Source organism: Sinorhizobium sp. NG07B, assembly GCF_002532005.1.
In the GTDB taxonomy this organism is placed as follows: domain Bacteria; phylum Pseudomonadota; class Alphaproteobacteria; order Rhizobiales; family Rhizobiaceae; genus Sinorhizobium; species Sinorhizobium fredii_C.
On record NZ_NWTD01000001.1, the window covers coordinates 18122 to 43391 of the forward strand.

Genomic DNA, 25270 nt, shown 5'->3' on the forward strand with positions numbered 1-25270 from the left:
CACCATGACCGACACCACGCTCGAAGCCCTGTTGCGCCGCGACCGGGCGATCGTCGCGGCGGCGATCGCCGCTCTGGCAGCGATCGCCTGGATCTACATCCTGTGGCTGGCCGCCGGGATGGACGGCATGCCGATGCCGGCGGCGGGTGGCGACGGAGCCATGTCCATGGAACCCGGCATGGACATGGATATGGACATGGACATGGACATGGGAGGCGGGACGAGCGCCGGTCCGCTCGACTGGGTGCTGGGGATGTCGCCACGTCCTTGGGGCACCGTCGAGGCCGGCATCACCTTGACCATGTGGGTGGTGATGATGGTCGGCATGATGCTTCCTTCGGCGTCGCCGATGATCCTTCTCTATGCCCGTGTCGGACGGCAGAGCCTACGCGACGGCAAGCCTTTCGCTTCGGCTGGCTACTTCACCGGCGGCTATCTCGCCGTCTGGGCCGGCTTTGCCCTGGTCGCTACGCTCGGGCAATGGCTGATCGAAGGCATCCTGCTGACCCCGGCGCTCGCAAGCGCCAGTCGTCTCTTCAGCGGCATTGTGCTGGTCGTCGCGGGCCTTTACCAATGGACGCCGCTCAAGGACGCCTGCCTGACCCAATGCCAGGCGCCGATCGTTTTCCTGCAGCGGCACGGCGGCTTCCGAAGCGATCCGGGCGGCGCCGCGAAGCTGGGCTTCCGCCACGGTCTCTATTGCGTCGGCTGCTGCTGGGCGCTGATGGGCCTCCTGTTCGTCGGCGGGGTCATGAATGTCTTATGGATCGCCGCGATCGCTGTCTTCGTGCTGGCCGAAAAGCTGCTGCCGGCCGGGCGCATCCTGTCGCGGATTGCCGGTTCGGCGCTTGTGATCTCTGGTATCTGGCAATTGGCTGCGGTGCTGGGCTGGCCTGCCGCTGCCATGTGAGAGTGGGTGTGTGTTGTGTGTGGCGCCCCTCATCCCGCTGCCGCGACCTTCTCCCATTTTGATGGGGAGAAGGGGTAAACCGCGCCCTCCAGTCCCCTCTCCCCGTCATGACGGGAGAGGGCTAGTCCCCGGGTTAAACCCGAGGAGAGGGGCAAATGTGAGAGGCGAACTAATCGCTCAGCGTATCGAAGAAATCCTTCATGCGAGAGAAGAAGCCCGCCGATTGCGGATTATTTTCCTTCGACGAGATCTGCTCGAACTCCTGCAGCAATTCGCGCTGGCGCTTGGTGAGCTTCTGCGGCGTCTCGATCTGGATCTGGATATAAAGGTCGCCCGTCTGGTTGGAGCGCAGCACCGGCATGCCCTTGCCCTTCAGGCGGAACTGCTTGCCGGCCTGGGTTCCCTCCGGCACGGTGACGCGCGATTTCGTGCCGTCGAGAGTGGTGACGTCGAACTTGCCGCCGAGGGCGGCCGTCGTCATCGAGATCGGCACGCTGCAGTAGAGATCCGCCCCGTCCCGTTGGTAGAACTCATGCGGCTTGACCGACAGGAAAATATAGAGGTCGCCGGCCGGGCCGCCGCGCAGGCCGGCTTCGCCCTCGCCGGAAAGGCGGATGCGGGTGCCGTCCTCGATGCCGGTCGGAATGTTGACCGACAGCGTGCGCTCCTCGGTGACCCGGCCCTGGCCATGGCATTTCGTGCAGGGATCGGTGATCGTCTGGCCGCGGCCGCCGCAGGTCGGGCAGGTGCGTTCGATCGAGAAGAAGCCCTGGGCGGCGCGGATGCGGCCTGAGCCCTGACAAGTGGCGCAGGTCTTCGGGCTGGTGCCCGGCTTCGCACCGGAACCGGTGCAGACGTCGCAGGTGACCGAAGTCGGCACGCGGATCTGCGCCGTCTTGCCGGAAAACGCCTCCTCGAGGGTGATCTCCATATTGTAGCGGAGATCGGCACCGCGTTCGCGGCCGCCTGAAGAGCGACGCTGCCGGCCACCCATCATCTCGCCGAAGATGTCTTCGAAAATGTCCGAGAAGCCGCCGGCGCCGCCGCCGGCAAAGCCATTGCCGAATCCGGCTCCCATGCCCCCCTGCTCGAAGGCGGCGTGGCCGTATCGGTCGTAGGCGGCCCGCTTCTGCGGGTCCTTCAGCGTCTCATAGGCCTCGTTGATTTCCTTGAAGGATTTTTCCGCTTCCTGGTCCCCGGGATTGCGGTCCGGGTGATATTTCATCGCCAGTTTACGGAAAGCGCTTTTCAGCTCCTTCTCGTCCGCGTTTTTTTGAACGCCAAGCGTTTCGTAAAGATCACGTTTCATGCTTCAACGGTTGTCCAGTTGACAAGGCTTGCCAGCGCGAAGGGTCCGACCCTGATTATCTTGCCACAGGATTTAGTAAACCTTGAAGCGCGATACCATAGCCCAAACGTCGTCCGCGTGGTTTTTTGACGGGAATAATGGTGTTCCCGCACCATTTCCCGTCCTTATCGCCTCGTGATGCCTTCGCCTACCCGCCTCGTCGGCCGGCTTTTCATGTCGCGGCGAGGTCTCGGTATACAGAAAAGCCCGGGATCGCTCCCGGGCCCTGTTCGTCCGAGGACGCGAACCTATGCCGACCGCTTGCGGTCGTCCTCGTCCTTGACTTCCTCGTAATCGGCATCGACGACATCGTCGCCGTCGCGCTTGGCGTCGGCGGCCGCATCCGCGTGCGCCGCTTCGGCCTGCTGGGCTTCATAGATCGCCTGGCCGAGCTTCATGGAGACTTCCATGAGCGTGTTGGTCTTCGCCTTGATGTCCTCGGCGTCCGGCTCGGACGCTTCGACGGCGGTCTTCAGCGCCGCGATCGCGTCGCTGATCGCCTTGCGATCCGTCTCCGAAACCTTGTCGCCATATTCCTTCAGCGACTTCTCGGAAGAATGGATCAGGCTTTCGGCCTGGTTCTTGGCTTCGACCCCTTCACGGCGCTTCTTGTCGGCCTCGGCATTGGCCTCGGCGTCCTTGACCATCTTCTCAATGTCGGCGTCGGAAAGGCCGCCCGAGGCCTGGATGCGGATCTGGTGCTCCTTGCCGGTGCCCTTGTCCTTGGCCGAGACCTGGACGATGCCGTTGGCGTCGATGTCGAAGGTCACTTCGATCTGCGGCATGCCGCGCGGTGCCGGCGGAATGCCGACGAGGTCGAACTGGCCGAGCAGCTTGTTGTCGGCCGCCATCTCACGCTCGCCCTGCGAGACGCGGATCGTCACGGCGGACTGGTTGTCGTCGGCGGTCGAGAAGACCTGGCTCTTCTTGGTCGGGATCGTCGTGTTGCGCTCGATCAGGCGGGTGAAGACGCCGCCGAGCGTTTCGATGCCGAGCGACAGCGGCGTCACGTCGAGGAGCAGCACGTCCTTGACGTCGCCCTGCAGCACGCCGGCCTGGATGGCAGCGCCCATGGCGACCACCTCATCCGGGTTGACGCCCTTGTGCGGCTCCTTGCCGAAGAGCTGCTTCACGGTTTCCTGGACCTTCGGCATGCGGGTCATGCCGCCGACGAGAACGACTTCGTCGATCTCGGCAGCCGAAACACCGGCATCCTTGAGGGCCGCCTTGCACGGCGCGATGGTCTTCTGGATCAGGTCCTCGACCAGGCTCTCGAACTTGGAGCGCGATAGCTTCATCGTCAGGTGCTTCGGACCGGACGCATCGGCGGTGATGAACGGCAGGTTGATCTCGGTCTGCTGCGAGGACGACAGCTCGATCTTCGCCTTTTCGGCAGCTTCCTTGAGGCGCTGCAGTGCGAGCTTGTCGTTCTTGAGGTCGATGCCCTGTTCCTTCTTGAACTCGGCAGCCAGGTACTCGACGAGACGCATGTCGAAGTCTTCACCGCCGAGGAAGGTGTCGCCGTTGGTGGACTTCACCTCGAAGACGCCGTCGCCGATTTCAAGCACGGAAATATCGAAGGTGCCGCCGCCGAGGTCGTAGACGGCGATCGTCTTGCCTTCCTTCTTGTCGAGGCCGTAGGCGAGTGCTGCCGCGGTCGGCTCGTTGATGATGCGCAGCACGTCGAGGCCGGCGATCTTGCCGGCGTCCTTGGTGGCCTGGCGCTGGGCGTCGTTGAAATAGGCCGGGACGGTGATGACGGCCTTCTCGACCTTCTCGCCAAGATAGGATTCGGCGGTTTCCTTCATCTTCTGAAGGATCATCGCGGAGATCTGCGACGGGGAATAGCTCTTGCCGTGCGCCTCGACCCAGGCGTCGCCATTGTCGGCCTTGACGATCTTGTAGGGGACCATCCCCTTGTCCTTCTGGGTGGTCGGATCCTCGAAGGTGCGGCCGATCAGGCGCTTGATCGCAAAAAGGGTGTTTTCGGGGTTGGTGACCGCCTGGCGCTTGGCCGGCTGGCCGACGAGACGTTCGCCGTCGTCGGAAAAAGCCACCATAGACGGGGTTGTGCGTGCGCCTTCGGCGTTTTCGATTACCTTCGCGTCCTTGCCGTCCATCACGGCGACGCAGGAGTTGGTCGTTCCGAGGTCGATACCAATAACTTTAGCCATGTCGTTCTCTCCTTGCAGCGGACTGTCGGAACCCGGTCAGGCATTCATGGGACAGCCCCTAACGGGATGGTCGTTTGCATTTCATCGCAGCCGCGGCTGCGCCGATGCGGCGTATATAAGGACCGGCGTTTCGGACTGCAAGGCATTCTGCGGGCGGATCAGGGGCAAAAGCAAGCCGCCTCTCCGCGGTCCTGAACAGGGCACCGGCGCGCGCGATAGGTGCGCCAGCGATCCGTCAGGCTGGCCTTGCGGTGTGCGCCGCGCTCAACCCCCGGTCAGGAGCTCGAAAAGCGTGGTACGCCGGGTCGCGCCGGTCGTCTCTCCGACGCCTGCCGGCGGGATGGGGCCGCCCGCCGGCTCTTCCATCGGGCGGGACTGATCGGCGGCGACTGCACCGTCCATTGTCGCTGGCCGTTCCGGGAAGGCTGCGGGATCACCAAAGCGGTCAGGCAGGGCCTCGCCGCCGGCGACGGGGCCGGTCTCGTCGAAGACCGGCTGGACACCGGTCGTGCCGAACAGCGGCGAAGGCGAAAGTCCCTGATGGGCGGCGACCATGAAATCGTGCCAGGCCTTGGCCGGCAGCCCGCCGCCGGTCACCTTCTTCATCGACTTGCCGTCGTCATTGCCGAACCAGACGCCGGTGGTCAAATTCGACGTATAGCCGACGAAGAGCGCGTCGCGGAAGGATTGCGTCGTGCCGGTCTTGCCGGCCGCCTCCCAGTCGGGCAGCCGCGCCTTCTTGCCGGTGCCGTCGGTCAGCACCCGCACCATCATCCGGTTCATCTCGCTGACGATCGCCGGGTCGAGCACGCGCGGCGGGTTGTCATAGGTGTTTTCGTAGAGCACCGTGCCGTCGGCGGTGGAGATGCGGCGGATGACATGCGGGGTCGCCTTGAAGCCGCCATTCATGAAGGGTGCGTAGGAGGAAGTGAGCTCGACGAGCGTGACCTCGGACGTGCCAAGCGCGATCGATGCATTGGCCTGCATTTCGGAATCGATCCCGAGGCGATGCGCGAGCTTGACGACGTTCGGCGGTCCCACCTCCATGACGAGCTGGGCGGCGATGGTGTTCAGCGAATTGGCCAGCGCATCGGCAAGGGTCACCTCGCCGCGATATTTCTGGTCGTAGTTCTCCGGCGTCCAATTGCCGATCCTGACCGGCGCGTCGTTCCTGACCGACATGGGGCTGCGGCCGATTTCGAGCGCCGCCGCATAGACGAAGGGCTTGAACGCCGAGCCCGGCTGGCGCTTGGCCTTGGAAGCCCGGTCGAACTGGCTCTCCGCATAGTCCCGGCCACCGACCAGCGCCCGGATCGCGCCGGTGCCGTCGATCGACACGAGTGCCGCCTGCGAGGCGTTGAGCTTGCCGCCCTCCCCGTCGAGGGTGGCGGCGATCACCTCCTCGGCCTTCTTCTCGAGCGTCAGATCGATGGTGGTATCGACGATCAGGTCCTGCTTGATCTCGCCGATCATGCCGGGAAGCTGGTCCATCACCATGTCGGCGACATAATGCTCGGCGCCCGACCAGAAGCTCTTCGCCCGGGTCGGCGTCTGCGACATCGCCGTCTTGATCTCGGCATCGCTGATGAAGCCTTCCTCGCGCATGGCGCCGAGCACCACCTGGGCGCGCGCTTCGGCGGCTTGAGGGTCGCGCGCCGGCGAAAGCCGCGACGGCGCCTTCAAGAGGCCGGCCAGCACCGCCGCCTCGCCGAGATTGACGTCGCGCGCCGACTTGTTGAAGTAGCGCCGCGACGCTGCCTCGACGCCATAGGCGTTGGAGCCGAAGAAGACGCGGTTGAGATACATCGCCAGGATCTGGTCCTTGGTGTATTTCTGCTCCAGCCAGAAGGCGAGCAGCACCTCCTGCACCTTTCGCTCGAGCGTCCGCTCCGGCGAGAGGAACAGGTTCTTGGCAAGCTGCTGCGTCAGCGTCGAGCCGCCTTGAACCATGCGGCCGCTCGTCAGATTGGTCAGCATGGCGCGCGCCAGCCCGAGCGGGTCGACGCCGAAATGCGAATAGAAGCGGCGGTCCTCGATGGCGATCACCGCCTGCGGGATGTAAGGCGACATGTCCTCGAGCGCCAGCGCCTCGCCGCCGGTGGCGCCGCGATTGGCGACGATGTCGCCGTTGACGGCGAGAATCTTGACGTTCGGCGGCCGTTCCGGGATCGACCAGCTCGTCGCGCTCGGCATGCGCGCGCCGTAATAGAGCACCAGCCCGCCGACGCCGATCGCCCCCCAGATGCCGAGCACGACGCACCAATAGGCAAGCCGCCGCAGCGGGGCGAAAAAGCCGCCGCCGGACCCGCCGCCGCGGCTGCGCCGGCTGCGCGTTTCGCGGCCGCCCTTGCCGCTCGGCCGTGCACGCGTGGCCTTGCGTCCGCTGCCGCTGACGCGATCGCTCGCATCGACCCGCAGATCGTCGTCGTCATCGTAGTCGCCGCCGAAGGAAGGCTCGATCCGCTGCCCTGAGTTTCTGCTCGCCATGCCGGAAGGATTGTCCCCTGAAGCCGAACCGGTTGATCGTCGCTCCAGGCGACACCGGCGGCGCGATTGTCGTGCGGCGCCGGTCCTGCCGCTCCGCTCCATGCCGATCCCTCGACTGTAAATGCGGCAATTTAAGGGGGAGTTAAGAATTGACGCTCGGGAAAAACCCAACGCCTTCAAAACCTTGGCGGCGCCGGCCGCGCTTCCTGCCATTGGCAGGGCCGCTGGGGCGGCCTTGTGCCCGACAGGCATAACACTAGATATGGAATGCGAGGACCGGCAGCGGCCCGGCGTTCCAGGAAAACGGATCGGCGCCAGTGACCAGAATAAACTGCATTCCACCTTCGGAACTGAGTGGCCCGCATCTGCTCGCCGAATATCGCGAACTGCCGCGCGTCTTTGCGCTCGTGCGGGCGGCCATCGCGCGCGGCGAGACCCCGGGCGATCCACGAAATCCGCCCGCCTATACGCTCGGCAAGGGCCATGTCCGGTTCTTCTACAGCCGGCTTTCCTACCTCGCCAAGCGGCAGGCGAGCCTGATCGCGGAAATGCAGCGGCGTGGCTATCGGCCGACCTATCGCGAGGCCGAAGACCTGCTCAGCGGTTTCCCCTCGGAATGGTGCAATGACTGGAATCCGACCTCCGAGGCCATGACAGTCAATCGCGAGCGTATCCGGGAGCGGCTGGCTGGAACAGCGCGCCGAGACGCCGGTCACGCGGCCGATGATTCGCCCGCCTTGCATTCACTGCAATGCTGCGATGCAACATTGTCGCTATTAAATCAGCCGGAATGACTTATGATCATCCTCATCGAAGCGCTGCACCTCCTCCCGCGGCGCCCGATGCGGGTCGGTTTCACTCCTCCTCCCAGGAACCGGCCAAGTTTGAAAGACCCCGACGCCACCTCCTCCCGGCTCGGGGTCTTTTTCTGTCAACGCACCCGCTTCTCGCAGCGACTGTGGCGCGCGCCCCGAGAAAGTCGTGGTTTAAGCTGCTGGACGCGTGTATCGACGAGCCCATGGGATCCAAGGCTAACGGCTACGTCTTCGCGCTGCTGGCGATCGTCATCTTCTCGATCCAGGACGGGCTTTCCAAACATCTCGGCTCCAACTATCCGCCGGTCTTCGTGGCGATGATCCGCTACTGGGCCTTTGCCGCCTTTGCCGTCACGCTGGCGTGGCGGTCGCCGGCAGGGCTCCGCGCCACCGCGGTGACGAAGAGGCCGCTGCTGCAAATATCGCGCGGCGTGCTGCTGCCGGCGCAGATCGTCGTGGTGATCACCGCCTTCACGGTCGTGGGCCTTGCCCATTCGCAGGCAATCCTGGCGGCCACGCCGATCTTCGTCGCCTTGCTGTCGATGCCGCTTCTCGGCGAGCGCGTCGGCTGGCGCCGCTGGTCGGCGATCACGGCCGGCCTCGTCGGCGTACTCTTGATCCTGAAGCCGGGAGAGGGAACGTTCGACGTCGATTTCCTCTTGCCGCTCGCCGGGGCGCTGATGTTCGCGGTCTATGCGATCACGACGCGGCTCGTCAGCCGCGAGGATTCGGCGATGACCAGCTTCTTCTACACCGGCGTCGTCGGCGCCGCGGCGATCAGCCTCGTCGGCCCGTTCTTCTGGGCGACGCTGTCCGATCCGGACTGGGTGTGGATGATCCTCCTCTGCGTCACCGGCAGCCTGAGCCACTATTTCCTCATCCGCGCCTACGACCTGCTCGATGCGGTGGCGGTGCAGCCGCTCACCTATCTTCAGCTCGTCTTCGCCTCGATCATGGGTGTGACGATCTTCGGAGAGACCCTGACGGCGAACATGATCCTCGGATCGCTGCTGGTAGTGGCGGCCGGCATCTTCACCGTCTGGCGCGAGCGGGTGGTCGCAAGGCGCAAGGCGGGACTGCCGCCGGCATAGGACGGTTCGGTCGCCTCAACTCAAAATCGTCGTGATCATGACCAATCCTACGGGCCTTTGGTCGGCGATTCGGCCGGCCATGTTCATCCTTGCGAAAGGAAGACGATGAGGCTTCGTTCGATCATGCTGCCATTATTGGCAGCAGCCCTGGCGGCGGTGAGCGCCGAGGTCAGGGCGCAAGAATCCATCCCTTATGTCGACGACCGTTCCGACGGGGCGGCGCTCGTTCGCTCGCTCTATAACGCCATCAACCGCAAGGAATATGCCAGGGCCTATGCCTATTTCGGCGATTCGAAGCCGGTCGGCGAGTTCAAGGCCTTCGCCGATGGTTACGCCAAGACCGAATCGGTTGACATCCGGATCGGAAAGGTGACGACCGAGGGTGCCGCCGGCAGCATCTACTCGGCCGTGCCGGTGGCGATCAAGTCGGTCGAGCAGCAAGGCAAGATCCGCTTCTTCTCCGGCTGCTATGTCGCACGGATCATCAATCCCTCGCCGCAGGTCCCGCCGTTCACACCCTACCAGATCGAGACGGCGCGCCTCGAGGCGGCAGAGGGACCGATCGACGAGGCGATTCCGGGAGAGTGCAACGCGCCGTGAGGGCGCTTGCATTTGCCGCTCACCCGTAATGACGGGAGAGGGAACGGAAGCCGGCGCGGCATACCCCTTCGACCCGCATGCAGGGAGAAGATCGCGCCAGCGGGATGAGGGGCAAGGCTCCCGATCCGGCGATCTCAGCTACGACCCTTCGCGTCCCGCTGCTCCAGAAAGCGCGAATGCTCGAAGACGAAGATGATGACAAGCGCCAAGACGAACGGGATCAAAAGATAAAGCAGCCGAAAGATTGCCAGCGCCGCCAGCACGTCGGCCGGATCCATCTCGGGCAGTGCGGCGATGAAGACGAGTTCGAGCACGCCGAGCCCCCCCGGCGCGTGGGAGAGCAGCGCCGCCGAGAAGGAGGCGAGGAAGATGCCGAGAACGACGACATAGCCGGGATTGCCGGCTTCCGGCAGCGCGAAGTAAATGATGCCGGCGGCGCCCAGCAGTTCGACCGGGGCGATCACCAGTTGCCGGAGCACGATCGCCGGCCGCGGGTAGTGAAGCTGGAACCATCGGGTGCGCAGCGGCCGAAGCCCGACCAGGCTCCCGAGGATGTAAAGACCGATAAACGTCAGGAGCAGGCCGCCCGTCGTCAGCGACATCTCGATCGGCAGCACCTCGGCAAAGCGTTCGATGATGTCCGGCTTGGCGAGCAGCACGATTGCCGACAGCATCAGCGTGCCGAGGGTGAACGTGAAGGAGCAGAAGGCGACGAGAATGCCGATCTCGCCGGGCGTCAGCCCCTTGGAACGGTAGGCGCGATAGCGCACCACGGCGCCGGAGAACACCGAGGCGCCGAGATTGTGCGACAGCGCATAGGTCGTGAACGAGCAGAGCGTGATGAACCAGATCGAGATGCGGTGGCCGAGATGGTCGAGCGCCAGCTTGTCATAGGCGGCAAGGGCCGCATAGGCGACGAGGGTCGAACCTATGGCCAGCGACCAGCTTCCGATCGAGATCGCTTGGAAACTGACAATGAACTCGTTCAGTGAAAGTCCACGCAGTTCATGGACCAGCGCACGCACCGAAAAAACGATTGCCGCCAGCCCCACGGCGGGCCAGAAATATGCCTTTAGCCGTGTCATGCTGGCGCCAGGGCGATGGATCGACCGCGGCTTGTGCAGGCATGAAGGGCGTTGCCAGAACGGGCATATCCGCCGTCGCAGAAAGAATCGCGCTGGAGACGCGATGCCTCGATACTCACCCTTGCCAACAGCCCATTCCCATTCTGTGCTTTTCAAAAGGGAAGCATTCCGGCGCGGTGAGGTCAAGCAGCGCTGGCCGGATATCTGATTGGATGTCCTTTCATTGAGGGTCAGCCGCCGCGAACGCCTTCGCAGCGGCTAACGAGAGTCATGCCGCAAGCGCATCAAGGATGCGGATCCAGGAGCGAATGCCTTTGTGGAAGGATGTCAGCTCGTACTTCTCGTTGGGCGAGTGGATGCGGTCGTCGGCGAGGCCGAAGCCGACGAGCAGCGATTCCATGCCGAGCATCTTCTGGAAGTCGCCGACGATCGGGATGGAGCCGCCCATGCCGACGACGATCGCCGGCTTCGGCCATTCGGCGGAGAGCGCCGTCTTGGCGGTGGTGAGAAGCGCCGAGTCGTAGGGAAGATGGATAGCCGGCGAAGCACCATGGCCGAGGAACTCGACCGAGCAGTCCGCAGGAATCTTCGAGCGGACATAGGCGCGGAAGCTCTCGCGAATCTTTGCCGGATCCTGGTCGCCGACGAGGCGGAAGGAGACCTTGGCGGAGGCTTGCGCGGCGATCACCGTCTTGAAGCCTTCGCCGGTATATCCGCCGGTGATGCCGTTGACCTCCGCAGTCGGGCGCGCCCAGGTCAGTTCCAGCACCGAGCGCCCGTTCTCGCCGGAGGGAATGGAAAGACCGACATCGCCAAGGAATTTCTCCGCCGTGCGGCCGAGCATTTCCCAGCTCGCCTTGATCTCGGCCGGCGTCTCCTCGACGCCGTCATAGAAATTGTCGAGTGTCACGCGGCCGGTTTTGTCGTGCAATCCGGCCAAGATGTCGGTGAGAATGTGGATCGGGTTGGCCGCGGCCCCGCCGAAAAGGCCCGAGTGCAGGTCGCGGTCCGCCGCCTTGACGATGATCTCTTCGCCCACGAGACCGCGCAGGCCCGCCGAGATCGCCGGCGTCTCGCGGTCCCACATGCCGGTGTCGCAGATCAGCGCATAGTCGGCCTTGAGCTCGGCGGCATTCGCCTCGAGGAAGGGTTTCAGCGAGGGCGAGCCGGATTCCTCTTCGCCTTCGAAGAGAATGGTGATGCGGCAGGGAAGCGCCCCCTGCGTCTCCTTATAGGCTCGCACTGCCTCGACGAAGGTCATAAGCTGCCCCTTGTCGTCGGAGGTGCCGCGACCGGTGATCACTTTCCGGCCGGGCTCGAGTTCCTTGATCCCCGGCTCGAAGGGAGGAGCCTCCCAGAGGTTGAGCGGATCGACCGGCTGGACGTCGTAGTGGCCGTAGAAGAGCAGATGCGGGGCGCTCGCTTTTGCGGCGGCATGATGGGCGACCACCATCGGATGGCCGGGCGTGTCGCGCACCGCGGCTTCGAAGCCGAGAGCTTGGAGTTCGGCCACCAGCCATTCGGCCGCCCTGCGGCACTCGGCCTTGAAGGCGGGGTCGGTCGAGATGGACTGGATGCGGACGAGATCGAATAGCCGCTCAAGGCTCTCAGGAAGGTTTGCGTCGGCGCGCTCGAGCACGGGGGTGATGTCTGCCATCATGCGAATCCTTTGTGGGTTTCGCGGGCGAACCTAGAATCGAATGGAGGCGGCTTTAAGCGAAATCTTTTGATGCAACGACAAATTGTCCGGATGGCAGTCAGGAGGCGTCGCCGCTGCGCGCCGCATTGGCGAGCGCCATACGCATATATTCGAGCATGAGCTCCTTCTCGAAGCGCCGGAAGCCGGAGAGCAGGGATTGCTCCGCCGCCAGTGCCGCCTCCTTCGCCGCCGCCTCCATGCCCCGGGCCTGCTCCGTCAGGAAGATCTGCTGCGAGCGCCGGTCGTTCGGATGCTTGCGGCGGATGACGAGTCCGTCGCGCTCCATACGGGCGAGCGTATTGGCCATGGTCGCCTGTTCGATGTCGAGGCGGTCGAGAAGCTGCTTCTGAGTCAGCCCGTCTACGGCCCACAGTTCCAGCAGAATGGGAAACTGCCCCGGGGCGAAACCGAGCTTCTGTGCCCGCTGCTGCAGCGCGCGCGAGAAGCTCCTTGCCAGCAGGCTGGCCAGATATGTCGCGGAGTCCATACGATCGAAGGCCATGCCCATGCGTAGGCCCGAATCGGCATGAAGACAAGTTACAAAGCAGGCGATGGAGTGGGATCTACAGCGGCGCGCGTCTTATCAGCCGCGCAAAGGTCGCTGTAGCACTTTGGATTGCTGCATGTCTTTCTCCTCGGTCGATCCAAGGAGACATGCAGTAACCCCAAACAAAAACCGCCACGGCGCGGAGGCGGCGCCGTAGCGGCTTCGTGAAAGCGGGACAAAGGCCCGGAGAGGGGGATGAGGCCTTTGTCCACATCTGGTGCGGGCGGGGGACAGGCCAATCACCAGACGACGGCATCGTTTCAGTGCCGCTCACCCTGATTTGAGGATTCAAATGTGGCTTTTCAAGGATTGTCCGGCCCGCCCGCACATTACAAATGCGTAACGTTTCCGTGAGGCTTCGGGCGAAAACCGCAATGGACCTTTGCCTCCCCCCGCGCTATCCATGGCCGCATGAAAAACGGTGATCATCTCTTCCTCGTCGACGGCTCGGGCTTCATCTTCCGGGCGTTCCACGCCATCCCGCCGCTCAACCGCAAGTCGGACGGGCTTCCGGTCAATGCGGTGGCAGGCTTCTGCAACATGCTCTGGAAGTTGCTGACCGATGCGCGCGACACGTCGGTCGGCGTGACGCCGACCCATTTCGCGGTGATCTTCGATTATTCCTCCAAGACCTTCCGAAACACGCTTTACGACCAGTACAAAGCGAACCGCACGGCGCCGCCGGAGGACCTGATCCCGCAATTCGGGCTGATCCGCCACGCCACCCGCGCCTTCAACCTGCCCTGCATCGAGAAGGAAGGCTACGAGGCCGACGACCTGATCGCCACCTATGCGCGGCTCGCCGAGGAAGCGGGCGCCGGCGTCACCATCGTTTCCTCCGACAAGGACCTCATGCAATTGGTGACCGCCAATGTGTCGATGTACGACAGCATGAAGGACAAGCAGATCACCATTCCCGACGTCATCGAGAAATGGGGCGTGCCACCCGAGAAGATGATCGACCTCCAGGCGATGACCGGCGATTCCACCGACAATGTTCCGGGCATTCCCGGCATCGGCCCGAAGACGGCGGCCCAGCTCCTCGAAGAATATGGCGACCTCGACACGCTGCTTTCGCGGGCCGGCGAGATCAAGCAGCAGAAGCGGCGCGAGGCGATCATCGCCAATGCCGAGAAGGCGCGCCTGTCGCGCGAGCTCGTCACCCTGAAGAAGGACACGCCGCTCGACGTGCCGCTCGAGGATCTGCGGCTCGATTCGCAGGACGGACCGAGGCTGATCGCCTTCCTGAAGACGATGGAATTCAACACTTTGACGCGCCGCGTCGCCGCGGCGACCGAGACGGATGCGGAGGCGATCGAACCGGCGCATGTGCCGGTCGAATGGGGCGCCGAGGCGCACGGGCCCGATCTCGACGTCGGCGAGGCGGCCGGTCCGCCGCCGACGCCGGCATCGTCGAGCGCTTCGCCGCCGCGCGGCACTGCCGCCAAGGCTGCGGTTTCCTTCCTCACGGGCAAGGGTGACGCCTATGTCACCGGAGCGACGCCCCAGGAGCTGGCGCAGGCGCGCGCCGACTATTTCGCCAAGGCGCCTTTCGACCATTCGGCCTATGTGACGATCCGCGATCTCGCAACCCTCGACCGCTGGATCGCCGATGCCCGTGAGGCGGGCGTCCTCGGTTTCGATGCGGAAACCAACTCGCTCGACCCGATGCGGACGGAGCTCGTCGGCCTTTCGATGGCGTTTGCCGATTACGGCAACAATCCCCTGGGCGGCACCATCCGCGCCGCCTATATGCCGCTGATCCACAGGAACGGCGTCAGCGATCTGTTGGGCGGCGGCCTGGTGGAAAACCAGGTGCCGGCGCGCGAGGCGTTGAGCCGGCTAAAGGTCCTGCTGGAAGACCCGTCGGTGCTCAAGGTCGCCCAGAACCTGAAATACGCCTATCTGGTCATGAAGCGGCACGGCATCGTCCTGCAGAGCTTCGACGACACCATGCTGATGTCCTATGTGGTCGATGCCGGCAATGGCGGGCACGGCATGGATTCGCTTTCCGAGCGTTGGCTCGGCCACGTGCCTATCCCCTACAAGGACGTCACCGGCACCGGCAAGGCGTCGGTGAGCTTCGATTTCGTCGACATCGACAAGGCGACCGCCTACGCCGCCGAGGACGCGGAGGTGACGCTTCGTCTCTGGCATGTATTGAAGCCGCGGCTGGCCGCCAAAGGCCTGACGCGCGTCTATGAACGCCTCGAGAGGCCGCTGGTCGCTGTCTTGGCGCAGATGGAGGAGCGCGGCATCACCGTCGACCGCCAGATCCTCTCGCGCCTTTCGGGCGAACTGGCGCAGGGCGCCGCAGCGCTCGAAGACGAGATCTACCGGCTGGCCGGCGAGACCTTCACGATCGGCTCGCCGAAGCAGCTCGGCGACATCCTGTTCGGCAAGATGGGCTTGCCGGGCGGCTCGAAGACGAAGACCGGTCAATGGTCGACCTCCGCTTCGGTGCTCGAAGAGCTTGCCGCCGTCGGACACGAACTGCCGCGCAAGATCGTCGACTGGCGCCAGCTCACCAAGCTGAAATCGACCTATACCGACGCCTTGCCCGGATTCGTGCATCCGGAGACGAAGCGCGTCCACACCTGCTACGCGCTCGCCGCCACCACGACGGGGCGGCTTTCCTCCTCCGAGCCGAACCTGCAGAATATTCCGGTGAGGACCGCCGAGGGCCGCAAGATCCGGACTGCCTTCATCGCGACCCCGGGCCACAGGCTGGTGTCGGCCGATTACAGCCAGATCGAGCTGCGGGTCTTGGCGCATGTGGCCGAGATTCCGCAGCTTCGCCAAGCCTTTGCCGATGGCGTCGACATCCATGCGATGACCGCATCGGAGATGTTCGGCGTGCCGGTGGAGGGGATGCCGAGCGAGATCCGCCGCCGCGCCAAGGCGATCAATTTCGGCATCATCTACGGCATCTCGGCCTTTGGGCTCGCCAACCAGCTTTCGATAGAGCGCTCGGAAGCGGGCGAGTACATCAAGAGATATTTCGAGCGCTTCCCCGGCATTCGCGACTATATGGAGAACACCAAGGCTTTTGCCCGCGAGCACGGCTATGTCGAAACGATCTTCGGCCGCCGCGCCCACTACCCAGATATCCGCTCCTCCAATCCCTCGCACCGCGCTTTCAACGAGCGCGCGGCGATCAACGCGCCGATCCAGGGCTCGGCCGCCGACATCATCCGCCGGGCGATGGTGAAGATGGAACCGGCGCTGGAAGCGGCGAAGCTTTCCGCCCGCATGCTGCTCCAGGTCCACGACGAATTGATCTTCGAGGTCGAGGAGAGCGAAATCGAGCGCACTCTTCCGGTGATCGTCTCGGTGATGGAGAATGCCGCAATGCCGGCGCTCAACATGAAGGTGCCGCTGAAGGTCGACGCGCGCGCCGCGCAGAATTGGGACGAGGCGCATTAGGAGCCTTTGACAGCCGCTGCCGGGTCGCCCTCCGCACAAGGGCCCCTCACCCTAACCCTCTCCCCGCCTGCGGGGAGAAGGTGCCGGCAGGCGGATGAGGGGCAGCCTCGTGGCAGTGCTACGCATCCTCGACCTCGTCGGCCGCGCCGGCGGTCTTGCCGAGAATGGCACGGCGCAAGGTTTCCGCATGCTCGCGGCCTTCGTCGGCCCGCCGGGTGTTGGCGGCGGCTGCGGCGTCTCGACCGCTGCGCCGCGCATCGTCGGCCATCTTTTCGCAGAGTGTCACCCTTTCCTCGATGATCCGCAGCGCCACCCGCATCGCCTCGTCGACGGAACCCTCGGACTCGGCCGCCAGCGTATCTGACGTATAGGCATGACCGACCTGACAACGGAAGCGGAGCGGCGGCCAGCTCTTCATCTGTGAAAGAACGCCTCCGCAAGCGGGGCAGGACAGGGGAACGGCGTCGGCAATGGTGGCGATCGCTTCAGGGTCGATCTGCCGGCCCAGCGCAATATCGACCTCGAGTCTGAGGTCATCCGGTATAGCAACCGGCGGCCCGGCCGCCTCGCTCGTGAGCTGGACGAGCAGCTGAGGCAGATCCGCAAGCGAAGCGCGATAGTCGACGTCGCTCGCCTTCAGGGCTCCGAGCGGCATGTCGGGTGCAGCCGCATCCTGCGGGTTCTGCACCACGGTTACGCCGCCGCAGCGCTTGAGATCGGCAAGACCCGCCGCGCCGTCGTTCAACATCCCCGTCAGGACCACTCCGACGGCTCGGGTGCCGTAAGTCATGCCAACCGATCTGAAGAGCGGGTCGACCGCCGGTCGAGCCAGATTCTCGCGCGGTCCTCGGCCGAGCCTGACGATACCGTCTACGATGAGAAGATGATGGTCAGTGGGCGCGACATAGACATGACCGGCTTCGATCCGCTCGCCGTCGCTCGCCGTCGTCACTGGAACGGCGATGTGTTCCTTGAAGATCTCTGAGAGCAGGTTCTTTCCGCGCGCGCCGACATGAATGACGATGAATAGGGTGGCGGCGAATTCGGGAGGAAGCGCGCGAAGCAGCTGCTTGACGGCGCCAATTGCCCCCGTCGACCCTCCAATAGCAATTACGTCGCGGCTGCCCATGGCATGCTCCATTCTTCCCACAACGTTCCACGTGCGGATAGGTTCGACGGTCGGATTGTGCCGTGCCCCATGGCAGGAGTAAGGGGGAAGATTTTCCCAACACCTCTGTTGGGCCGCTTGATCCGCTGTTATAACAAATTACGCTGGAGTCGCCGTTCGAAGTAGAATGGCCGCAAAATCCGAATCCGGAGTGGAAGACACGTCGAGCCAAGAGCGTGGCTGATCGGGCAACGTTGTCGGGGAGATTGAGCATGGATCAGAAATTCGATCCGCCGATAGTTGGCATCGGAGCCTCGGCAGGGGGCGTGCAGGCACTTCAGACCTTCTTCGAACACATGTCGACCGATACCGGTGCGGCCTTCGTTGTCATCATCCACCTTGATCCGCGATCCCGGAGCGAACTGGCCAGCATCCTGGCGTCTCGCACGCAGATGCCTGTGACGCAGATCGAGGACCATGCGGAACTGGAAAGCAACCACGTCTATGTCATCCCGCCAAATCGGCGGCTGAAGATCGCCGACGGCTCCATCTCCGCGCTTCCATTCGAGCAGCCCCGTGCAGCCCGCGCTCCGATCGACGTTTTCTTTCGGTCGCTTGCCGAGCAGCACGGAACCGGTTTCGCCGTCGTTCTCACCGGCGCAGGGGCGGATGGTTCGATCGGCGTCAAGGCCATCAAGGAGGCCGGCGGCATCGTGCTCGTGCAGGATCCGCGCGAGGCGGAATATGCTTCGATGCCTCGCAATGCCATCGCCACGGAAGTCGCCGACTTCGTCCTTCCCATCCGCGAACTTCCCGAGAGGCTCAGCGAACTGCTGGCCAGCCGCGACCACCTTCCTCCCGGCCATGTGCTATCCGGCGATGAAGATCTCCTCGGGCGGATCCTGGCGCATGTGCGCGTGCGGACCGGACATGATTTCTCGCAGTACAAGCGCGCCACCATTCTTCGGCGCATCGGACGGCGGGCGCAGGTGACCAGGAAGGAGACGCTCGCCGATTACTACGCCTATATGCGCGAGAACGTGGAGGAAGCGCAGGCGCTGTTCAGCGACTTTCTAATATCGGTTACGACATTTTTTCGCGATCCGGAGGCCTTCAAATCGCTTGCGAATAAAGTCATTCCGCAATTGTTTGACGGAAGGGAGGCCGGTGACAGCATCCGGGTCTGGGTTCCCGGCTGCGCGACGGGGGAGGAGACCTATACGATTGGCATCCTCCTCCTCGAGGAGGCGGCGCGTCGCGAGCTCGCGCCGGAGATTCAGGTTTTCGGCTCGGATCTCGATGCAGGCGCTCTCGCGATCGCCCGTGAAGGGCGCTTTCCCGTGACGATCGAAACCGACCTTAGCGAGGAAAGACTGCGGCGGTTCTTCCAGCGTGAAGGCGATCACTACCGGGTGCGCCGCGAACTGCGCGATGTCGTTCTGTTTGCCAGCCACAGTCTGCTCCGAGACCCGCCCTTTTCCCATCTCGACATGATTTCCTGCCGCAACCTCATGATCTATCTCGATCGACAGCTCCAGCAGCAGGCATGCACCATCTTTCACTACGCCCTCAATCCGGGAGGCTTCCTTTTCCTCGGATCGTCGGAAAGCGCCGACAACCCGAACGGGCTCTTCCGCATGGTCGATCGCGAGGCACGCATCTACAGGTCGGTGCCAGGCGCCGGCGACCGGCGTCCGGTTCTACCCGTTTTGGTCGGTCCCCACCATGGGCTGGAGCGAGCGCCGAGTAGCGCGCGGCCGCCGATGCCGACCGGCAGGATCGGCGACGTCGCTTTGCACAGGCAGATGCTCGAGAAGATCGCTCCGCCGAGCATGCTCGTGGATGAAAGCCATCGCGCCATACATCTTTCCGAGAACGCCGGGCGCTTTCTACGGCCATCGGGCGGGCCGGTCAGTACCGATGCGACGGACCTCGTGCGCGAGGAGTTCCGATTCGACCTTCGGGCAGCGCTCCACCGCGCCTTCGAGCGGAACGAAGCGACCCTGAGCATGCCGATCCTCGCCCAACTCGACGGGCAGCCGCATCGTGTCTACGTTCAGGTGAAGCCGGTCCTCCACGGAAGCGACCCGACCCGGCATGCCCTGGTGCTGTTCATCGAAGGCGATGTGATCGACCCATCCGCAGGTCCCGCCGAGAGGGTGGACGGCCATCCTCCGTCCACGCAGGCCGTGCGGCAACTGCAGGAAGAACTGCAACTTGCGCAAAGTCGGCTTCGCGCGACGAGGGAAGAATCGGAGGCGGCCACGGAGGAACTGCGTGCAGCCAACGAAGAACTTCAGTCGATGAATGAGGAGTATCGGTCGACGGCGGAAGAGCTCGAGACGAGCAAGGAGGAACTGCAGTCGATCAACGAAGAGCTGCAGACCGTCAACAACGAGCTCAAGCTGAAGCTCGAAAGCGTTTCGCGAGCCCATAGCGACCTGCAGAACCTGATGTCGGCAACAGACGTCGCGACGCTCTTCCTCAACCCGTCGCTCCGTATCAAGCGTTTCACGCCGCGCCTGATGGAGATTTTCAACGTCACCCAGAATGACGAAGGACGGCCGATCACCGACTTTACCCATCATCTGAAATATGACGGCCTGGCCGAGGATGCGCGCTCGGTTTTGGAGAACCTTGCGCCGATCGAACGCGAGATCAAGAGCAACGGCAACGGCTGGTATCTTGTGCGAATGCGTCCCTATCGCACGATCGACGACAAGATTGATGGCGTCGTCGCGACCTTTGTCGACATTTCCGAGCGCCGTCATGCCGAAGCGGCAGTGAGGGAAAGCGAACAGCGCCTCGACCAGGAAATGCGCCTGGTCGAGCTGTCTCGCTCGCCAATATTCGTCTGGGACTTCGACGACGGCATCAAGCAGTGGAACCGCGGCAGCGAAGAGCTCTACGGCTATTCGCGCGAGGAAGCCCTCGGCAAGCAGAAAGAACAGCTCCTCAAGACTGCCGTTCCGGGCTCATCCTTCGACAAGCTGAGGAAAACCCTGCTCGAAACCGGCCGCTGGAGCGGCGAATTGCATCACACGACGAAAGACGGCCAGGTGCTGACGGTGGAAAGCCAGATCGAGCTCGTTCCGCTCGGCGACCGTCGGCTCGTCCTGGAAAGCACCCGCGACATCACCGATCGCAAGCGCTGGGAACGGCGCCGGCAGCTGTTGCTGAACGAATTGAGCCATCGCGTGAAGAACACGCTCGCCGTCGTGCAATCCTTGGCGCGCCAGACCTTGCGCACCACTCATTCGAGCGAGGACTTCGTCGAGCGTTTTGAAGGGCGCCTCGACGCCTTGGCGAGCGCTCACAAGCTTCTCGTCGATTCGGAATGGAGCGGGGCCGAGCTCGGCGCCCTGGCACTCAGCCAGCTCGAGGCCTACACGGGCACCGACGGGCGCAGGCTGCAGATAGAGGGAGAGCCGGTCATGCTGACGCCGGATATCGCCACGCCCTTCGGTCTCGTCCTTCACGAGCTTGCCACTAACGCTGCCAAATACGGCGCTTTCGCCACGGCAGACGGGCAGGTCAGCCTCCGCTGGAAGGTGGGGAACAATGACCGGCGGCTGGCGGTTACTTGGGAAGAACGCGGTGGTCCGCCGGTCGAATCGCCGGCCGAACAGGGTTTCGGCGGCGTGTTGATCGAAAAGAGCTTGCCAGGAGCGACGGTGCACCGTGATTTCCGGCCAGACGGCGTCGTCTGCACAATCGAGATCAAGCTCCCGGAGAGCCCGCAAAATGGAGCGGAAAGCTGATCATAACCTGCCTCTTGCCGGCGCCAGAATTCTGGTCGCCGAGGACGAGCTTCTGATCGCGCTCGACATGGAGGCCGCATTCCGCGACGCCGGCGCCGACATTGTCGGGCCATGCATGACGCTGGAAGCCGCCTTGGATGCGGCCAGAAACGAGCCGCTCTCTCTCGCCGTGCTCGATATACGCCTCGGGAATGCGACGACTGAGAATGTCAGCGATCTGCTGGCCGAACGCGGCATCCCCTTCCTGTTCTACAGCGGACAAGCTCTGCCCGACGCGATGCAACGGAAATGCGACGGCGCGGTGGTGGTCGACAAGCCGGCTACCCAGCAGGACCTCGTTGGCGCCGCCGCAAGCATGCTGACGGCCTGAGGTTTCTGTTCGCTTCAGGCGGCGGACTGGGCGGGAAGAGTCTGCCGGAAGCTGTCGAAGAGGCGCTTGAGGGCGTCGCGGCCCTCGGTTGCGAGATCGAAACAGCGGCCGAAGAGCAGCCATTCGGTACAGAGGCCCGTCATCATCCAGTGCAACGTGCGGACGGCGGAAGTCGGCGTCCAGTTGTCGCGCAATTGCCCGCGCTCGAGCGCGCGGGCGAAGGCGAGTTCGAGCATGGCGGTGTGGCGCTCCTTCATCTCCTTCTGGCGGTCGAGCACGGCGGACATTTCATTGTCGTAGTCGCACCGGAGCATGATTGCGAGAACGCGCTGCCGCTGCTCGTCTACCGCAAGCATTTCGAGCCAGTCGCCGGTCGCTGCCTCGACGATCGCCAGCGTGTCGGAGGCCTCGGTCTCGATCTCACGGGCGATCATGTCTTCCTGCGGCAAAGGCACCGCATCGTAGAGCGCCAGGAAAAGATCGGTCTTATTGGCGAAATGCCAGTAGATGGCGCCGCGGGTCACGCCCGCTTCGCTGGCAACCTTGTCGAGGGTCGTGCCCGAAACACCCTTCTTGTAAAAGACGCGCTCGGCGGCGCTCAGGATCTTCTTTCGGGTTTCCTCGGCATCGGCCTTGGTTCGGCGCATGTCATTCTCCTTGCTGGACGGCCCGCCGGTGAGGGCGGGCCGTTGATACGCTTACTCGGCGGGTGTGGCACTCTCGGATGCGGCCACAGGTGCCGCGCCCCTTGCTTTTCTCCACCCGAAGATCTTCATGACGAACACGAAGAACACCGGCACGAAGAAGATCGCCAGCACCGTTGCCGAGATCATCCCGCCCATGACGCCGGTGCCGATGGCGCGTTGGCTGCCGGAGCTCGCGCCCGTCGCGATCGCGAGCGGCAAGACGCCGAGGGTGAAGGCGAGCGAGGTCATCAGGATCGGGCGGAAGCGCAGATGCACGGCTTCGAGCGTCGCCTCGATCAGCGGCTTGCCCTGTTCGCGCAGCTCCTTGGCGAACTCGATGATCAGGATGGCGTTCTTCGCCGAAAGCCCGATGATCGCGATCAGGCCGACCTTGAAGTAGACGTCGTTCGGCATGTCGCGCATCATCACCGCCAGCACCGCGCCGATGACGCCGAGCGGCACGACCATGATGACCGAGACGGGGATCGACCAGCTCTCGTAGAGCGCCGCAAGGCACAGGAAGACGAGCAGGCAGGAGAGCGCAATCAACAGCGGTGCCTGTGAGCCCGACTGGATCTCCTGCAGCGATTGTCCGGTCCATTCATAGCCGAAGCCTGGCGGAAGCTCAGCCACCAGCCGCTCCATCTCGGTGATCGCATCGCCGGAGGAGTAGCCCGGAGCCGCCTCGCCGCTGATGCGGACCGCCGGATAGCCATTGTAGCCGACCGTCTGCGTCGGTGCCTTGACCCATTCGATATTGGCAAAGGCCGACAGCGGCACCATGCCGCCGTTCGAGTTGCGGACATTGAGGTTCAGGAGATCGGCCGTCTGCATGCGCTGGTTCTCGTCCGCCTGCACCGTCACGCGCTGCATGCGGCCGGCATTCGGGAAGTCGTTGACATAGGACGAGCCGAGATTGGTCGATATCGTCGAGTTGATGTCGGCAAAGGTCACGCCGAAGGTGTTGGCCTTCTCGCGGTCGATGTTGACGCTGACCTGGGCCGCGTCCGGCATGCCCTCGAAGCGAACGCCCGTCACCACCTTGCTCTGGGCGGCAAGACCGAGAAGCTGGTCGCGTGCCTCAGCCAGCGCCGCTTCGCCGAGCCCGGCGCGGTCCTGCAGCCGGAAGGAGAAGCCGCCGGTCGTGCCGAGGCCCTGGATTGCCGGCGGCGACAGCGCGAAGCTGATCGCGTCCTTGATCTGGCTCATCGCCATCGTCGCGCGGCCGGCGATCGACTGCGCCGCGTTGTCCGCATCGCGCTCGCTCCAGTCCTTGAGCGTCACGAAGGCCAGGCCCGCGTTCTGGCCGGTGCCGAAGAAGGAGAAGCCGTTGATGGCGACAATCGTGTCGACCGCCTTCTCCTGGCCGAAGATATGCTCCGCCTGTTCAATGACCTCGGTCGTCCGGTTTCCGGTCGCTTCCGACGGCAGCTGCATCATGACGATGACGAAGCCCTGGTCCTCGTCCGGCAGGAAGGAGGAGGGGAGCTGCATGAAGGCCCAGGCGAGGCCGCCGAGCAGTGCGAGGTAGATGATCATGAAGCGGCCGGTGCGCGTCACCAGGCGTCCGACCATGCCGGTATAGCCGCGCGAGGTCCGGTCGAAGCTGCGGTTGAACCAGCCGAAGAAGCCGCGCTTGGCGTGATGATGGCCCTTAGGGACCTGCTTCAGGAAGCTCGCGCAGAGCGCCGGCGTCAGCGACAGGGCGAGGAAGGCCGAGAACAGGATCGAAACCACCATGGTCAGCGAGAACTGGCGATAGATCACACCGACGGCACCCGGGAAGAAGGCCATCGGAATGAACACCGAGGCGAGCACCAGGGTGATGCCGATCACCGCGCCGGTGATCTGCTTCATCGCCTTGCGGGTCGCCTCCTTCGGCGTCAGCCCTTCCTCCGACATGATGCGCTCGACGTTCTCGACGACGATGATCGCATCGTCGACGAGAATGCCGATCGCCAGCACCATGCCGAACATGGTCAAGACGTTGATCGAGAACCCCATCGCCAGCATGACCGCGCAGGTGCCGAGCAGGGCGACCGGCACGACCAGCGTCGGGATGATCGTGTAGCGGATGTTCTGCAGGAACAGGAACATCACCAGGAAGACGAGCACCATGGCTTCGACGAGCGTCTCCACCACCTTCTGGATCGAGACGGCGACGAAGGGCGAGGTGTCGTAGGGGATTGAATATTCGAGCCCCGGCGGGAAGAACTCGGCGAGCTCGTCCATGCGCGCCTTGATCGCCTGCGAGGTCGAGATCGCATTGCCGCTCGGCGAGAGCTGCACGGCGATGGCGGCCGAGGGCTTGCCGTTGAGGCGGGTCGAGAAGGAATAGCTCTCGCCGCCGATTTCGATGCGGGCGACGTCGCGCAGCCGGACGGCGGAGCCGTCGGCGTTCGCCCGAAGCACGATGGCGCCGAATTCCTCCGGCGAGGAAAGCTGGCCCTTGATCACCACGGGGGCGCTGATCTGCTGGGTGATCGGGTTCGGCTGGGCGCCGATCGAGCCCGAAGCGATCTGGGCGTTCTGCGCCTGGATGGCCGCGGTCACGTCGGCGGCGGTCAGGTTGAGGCCGAGCATCTTGTCCGGATCGAGCCAGACGCGCATCGAGCGCTCGGTCGCGAACATCTGGGCGCGGCCGACGCCCTGGACGCGCTGGATTTCGCTCAAGACGTTGCGGCTCAGATAGTCGCCGAGACCGATCGCGTCCATCGATCCGTCGGTCGAGGTCAGCGAGATGATCAGAAGGAAGCCGGAGCCGGCCTCGTCCACCTGGACGCCCTGCTGCTTCACCGAATCGGGCAGCCGCGGCTCGACGCGTTGCACCCGGTTCTGGATGTCGACCGAGGCTTGGCTGGGGTCGGTGCCCGGCTCGAAGGTCGCATTGATCTCGACGGAGCCCGACGCGCTCGAGGTCGATTCGAAGTACAGCAGGCCCTCGACGCCGTTCAGCTCATCCTCGATCAGCCGCGTGACGCTCTGATAGGTGTCCTGCGACGAGGCGCCGGGATAGGTGGTGTTGATCGAGATCTGCGGCGGCGCGACATCCGGATATTGCGAAACCGGCAGGAGCGGGATCGCAATGATGCCGGCGACCATGATGAAGATCGCCACCACCCAGGCAAAGATCGGCCTGTCGATGAAAAAACTGGGCATGGAT

16 protein-coding genes are annotated in these 25270 nt (G+C 63.9%); 7 read left to right on the plus strand and 9 right to left on the minus strand.

Translation table 11 applies throughout. The features are described 5' to 3' along the window. Positions 1–4: 4 nt before the first annotated feature. Positions 5–910, plus strand: coding sequence for a DUF2182 domain-containing protein (locus CO664_RS00110; protein WP_097537634.1), 906 nt, complete (start codon positions 5–7; stop codon positions 908–910). Positions 911–1079: 169 nt separating this feature from the next. Here the strand turns inward: CO664_RS00110 and dnaJ are convergent, their stop codons facing one another. The 3 genes from dnaJ to CO664_RS00125 form a co-directional block, all read right to left on the minus strand. Further along, positions 1080–2219 (minus strand): molecular chaperone DnaJ, encoded by a 1140-nt coding sequence (gene dnaJ, locus CO664_RS00115; protein ID WP_097537635.1) that lies wholly within the window; start codon positions 2217–2219, stop codon positions 1080–1082. Between the two features lie 287 nt (positions 2220–2506). Beyond that, positions 2507–4432: a molecular chaperone DnaK gene (dnaK, locus tag CO664_RS00120; protein ID WP_097537636.1), complete on the minus strand. Its 1926-nt coding sequence runs from the start codon at positions 4430–4432 to the stop codon at positions 2507–2509. A 264-nt stretch (positions 4433–4696) separates the two neighbouring features. After that, complete coding sequence (locus CO664_RS00125) at positions 4697–6919, minus strand: transglycosylase domain-containing protein (RefSeq protein WP_097525422.1); 2223 nt, start codon at positions 6917–6919, stop codon at positions 4697–4699. A gap of 317 nt (positions 6920–7236) precedes the next feature. Here CO664_RS00125 and CO664_RS00130 point away from each other — a divergent pair, with 317 nt between their 5' ends. From CO664_RS00130 to CO664_RS00140, 3 genes are all read left to right on the plus strand, one after another. Continuing rightward, positions 7237–7713, plus strand: a complete 477-nt coding sequence (locus CO664_RS00130; RefSeq protein WP_097525423.1) for a pyrimidine dimer DNA glycosylase/endonuclease V — start codon at positions 7237–7239, stop codon at positions 7711–7713. 224 nt (positions 7714–7937) lie between these two features. Beyond that, entirely contained in the window at positions 7938–8825 is an 888-nt protein-coding gene (locus tag CO664_RS00135) for a DMT family transporter (protein WP_097537637.1), read from the plus strand. A gap of 105 nt (positions 8826–8930) precedes the next feature. Beyond that, positions 8931–9425: a hypothetical protein gene (locus CO664_RS00140; protein ID WP_097537638.1), complete on the plus strand. Its 495-nt coding sequence runs from the start codon at positions 8931–8933 to the stop codon at positions 9423–9425. Between the two features lie 134 nt (positions 9426–9559). Here CO664_RS00140 and CO664_RS00145 read toward each other — a convergent pair whose 3' ends face one another. From CO664_RS00145 to CO664_RS00155, 3 genes are all read right to left on the minus strand, one after another. Next, complete coding sequence (locus CO664_RS00145) at positions 9560–10510, minus strand: YbhN family protein (protein WP_037422550.1); 951 nt, start codon at positions 10508–10510, stop codon at positions 9560–9562. Between the two features lie 268 nt (positions 10511–10778). Continuing rightward, on the minus strand, positions 10779–12170 hold the full coding sequence (locus CO664_RS00150) for a M20/M25/M40 family metallo-hydrolase (RefSeq protein WP_097537639.1): 1392 nt from the start codon (positions 12168–12170) through the stop codon (positions 10779–10781). 97 nt (positions 12171–12267) lie between these two features. Continuing rightward, complete coding sequence (locus tag CO664_RS00155; RefSeq protein ID WP_097525647.1) at positions 12268–12711, minus strand: MarR family transcriptional regulator; 444 nt, start codon at positions 12709–12711, stop codon at positions 12268–12270. 456 nt (positions 12712–13167) lie between these two features. Here CO664_RS00155 and polA point away from each other — a divergent pair, with 456 nt between their 5' ends. Then, the gene (gene polA, locus CO664_RS00160) at positions 13168–16182 is read left to right on the plus strand and encodes a DNA polymerase I (RefSeq protein ID WP_097537640.1); all 3015 of its coding nucleotides are present in this window, start codon (positions 13168–13170) and stop codon (positions 16180–16182) included. A 118-nt stretch (positions 16183–16300) separates the two neighbouring features. On the opposite strand, the gene CO664_RS00165 is transcribed toward polA, so the two are convergent. After that, a complete protein-coding gene (locus CO664_RS00165) occupies positions 16301–17311 on the minus strand; it encodes a chemotaxis protein CheB (protein ID WP_097538543.1) in 1011 nt (336 codons plus the stop codon). Positions 17312–17562: 251 nt separating this feature from the next. Here CO664_RS00165 and CO664_RS00170 point away from each other — a divergent pair, with 251 nt between their 5' ends. Together CO664_RS00170 and CO664_RS00175 are read left to right on the plus strand one after the other, a co-directional pair. Further along, positions 17563–21051, plus strand: coding sequence for a chemotaxis protein CheB (locus tag CO664_RS00170; protein ID WP_097537641.1), 3489 nt, complete (start codon positions 17563–17565; stop codon positions 21049–21051). Continuing rightward, positions 21035–21421 carry a response regulator gene (locus CO664_RS00175; RefSeq protein ID WP_037422544.1) on the plus strand — a complete coding sequence of 129 codons (387 nt, stop codon included), beginning with the start codon at positions 21035–21037 and terminating at the stop codon, positions 21419–21421. Before CO664_RS00170 ends, CO664_RS00175 begins: the two co-directional genes overlap by 17 nt. Before the next feature lie 14 nt (positions 21422–21435). Here the strand turns inward: CO664_RS00175 and CO664_RS00180 are convergent, their stop codons facing one another. Continuing rightward, the gene (locus CO664_RS00180; protein WP_097537642.1) at positions 21436–22068 is read right to left on the minus strand and encodes a TetR family transcriptional regulator; all 633 of its coding nucleotides are present in this window, start codon (positions 22066–22068) and stop codon (positions 21436–21438) included. A 51-nt stretch (positions 22069–22119) separates the two neighbouring features. Then, complete coding sequence (locus tag CO664_RS00185) at positions 22120–25266, minus strand: efflux RND transporter permease subunit (protein WP_097537643.1); 3147 nt, start codon at positions 25264–25266, stop codon at positions 22120–22122. Positions 25267–25270: the final 4 nt, after the last annotated feature.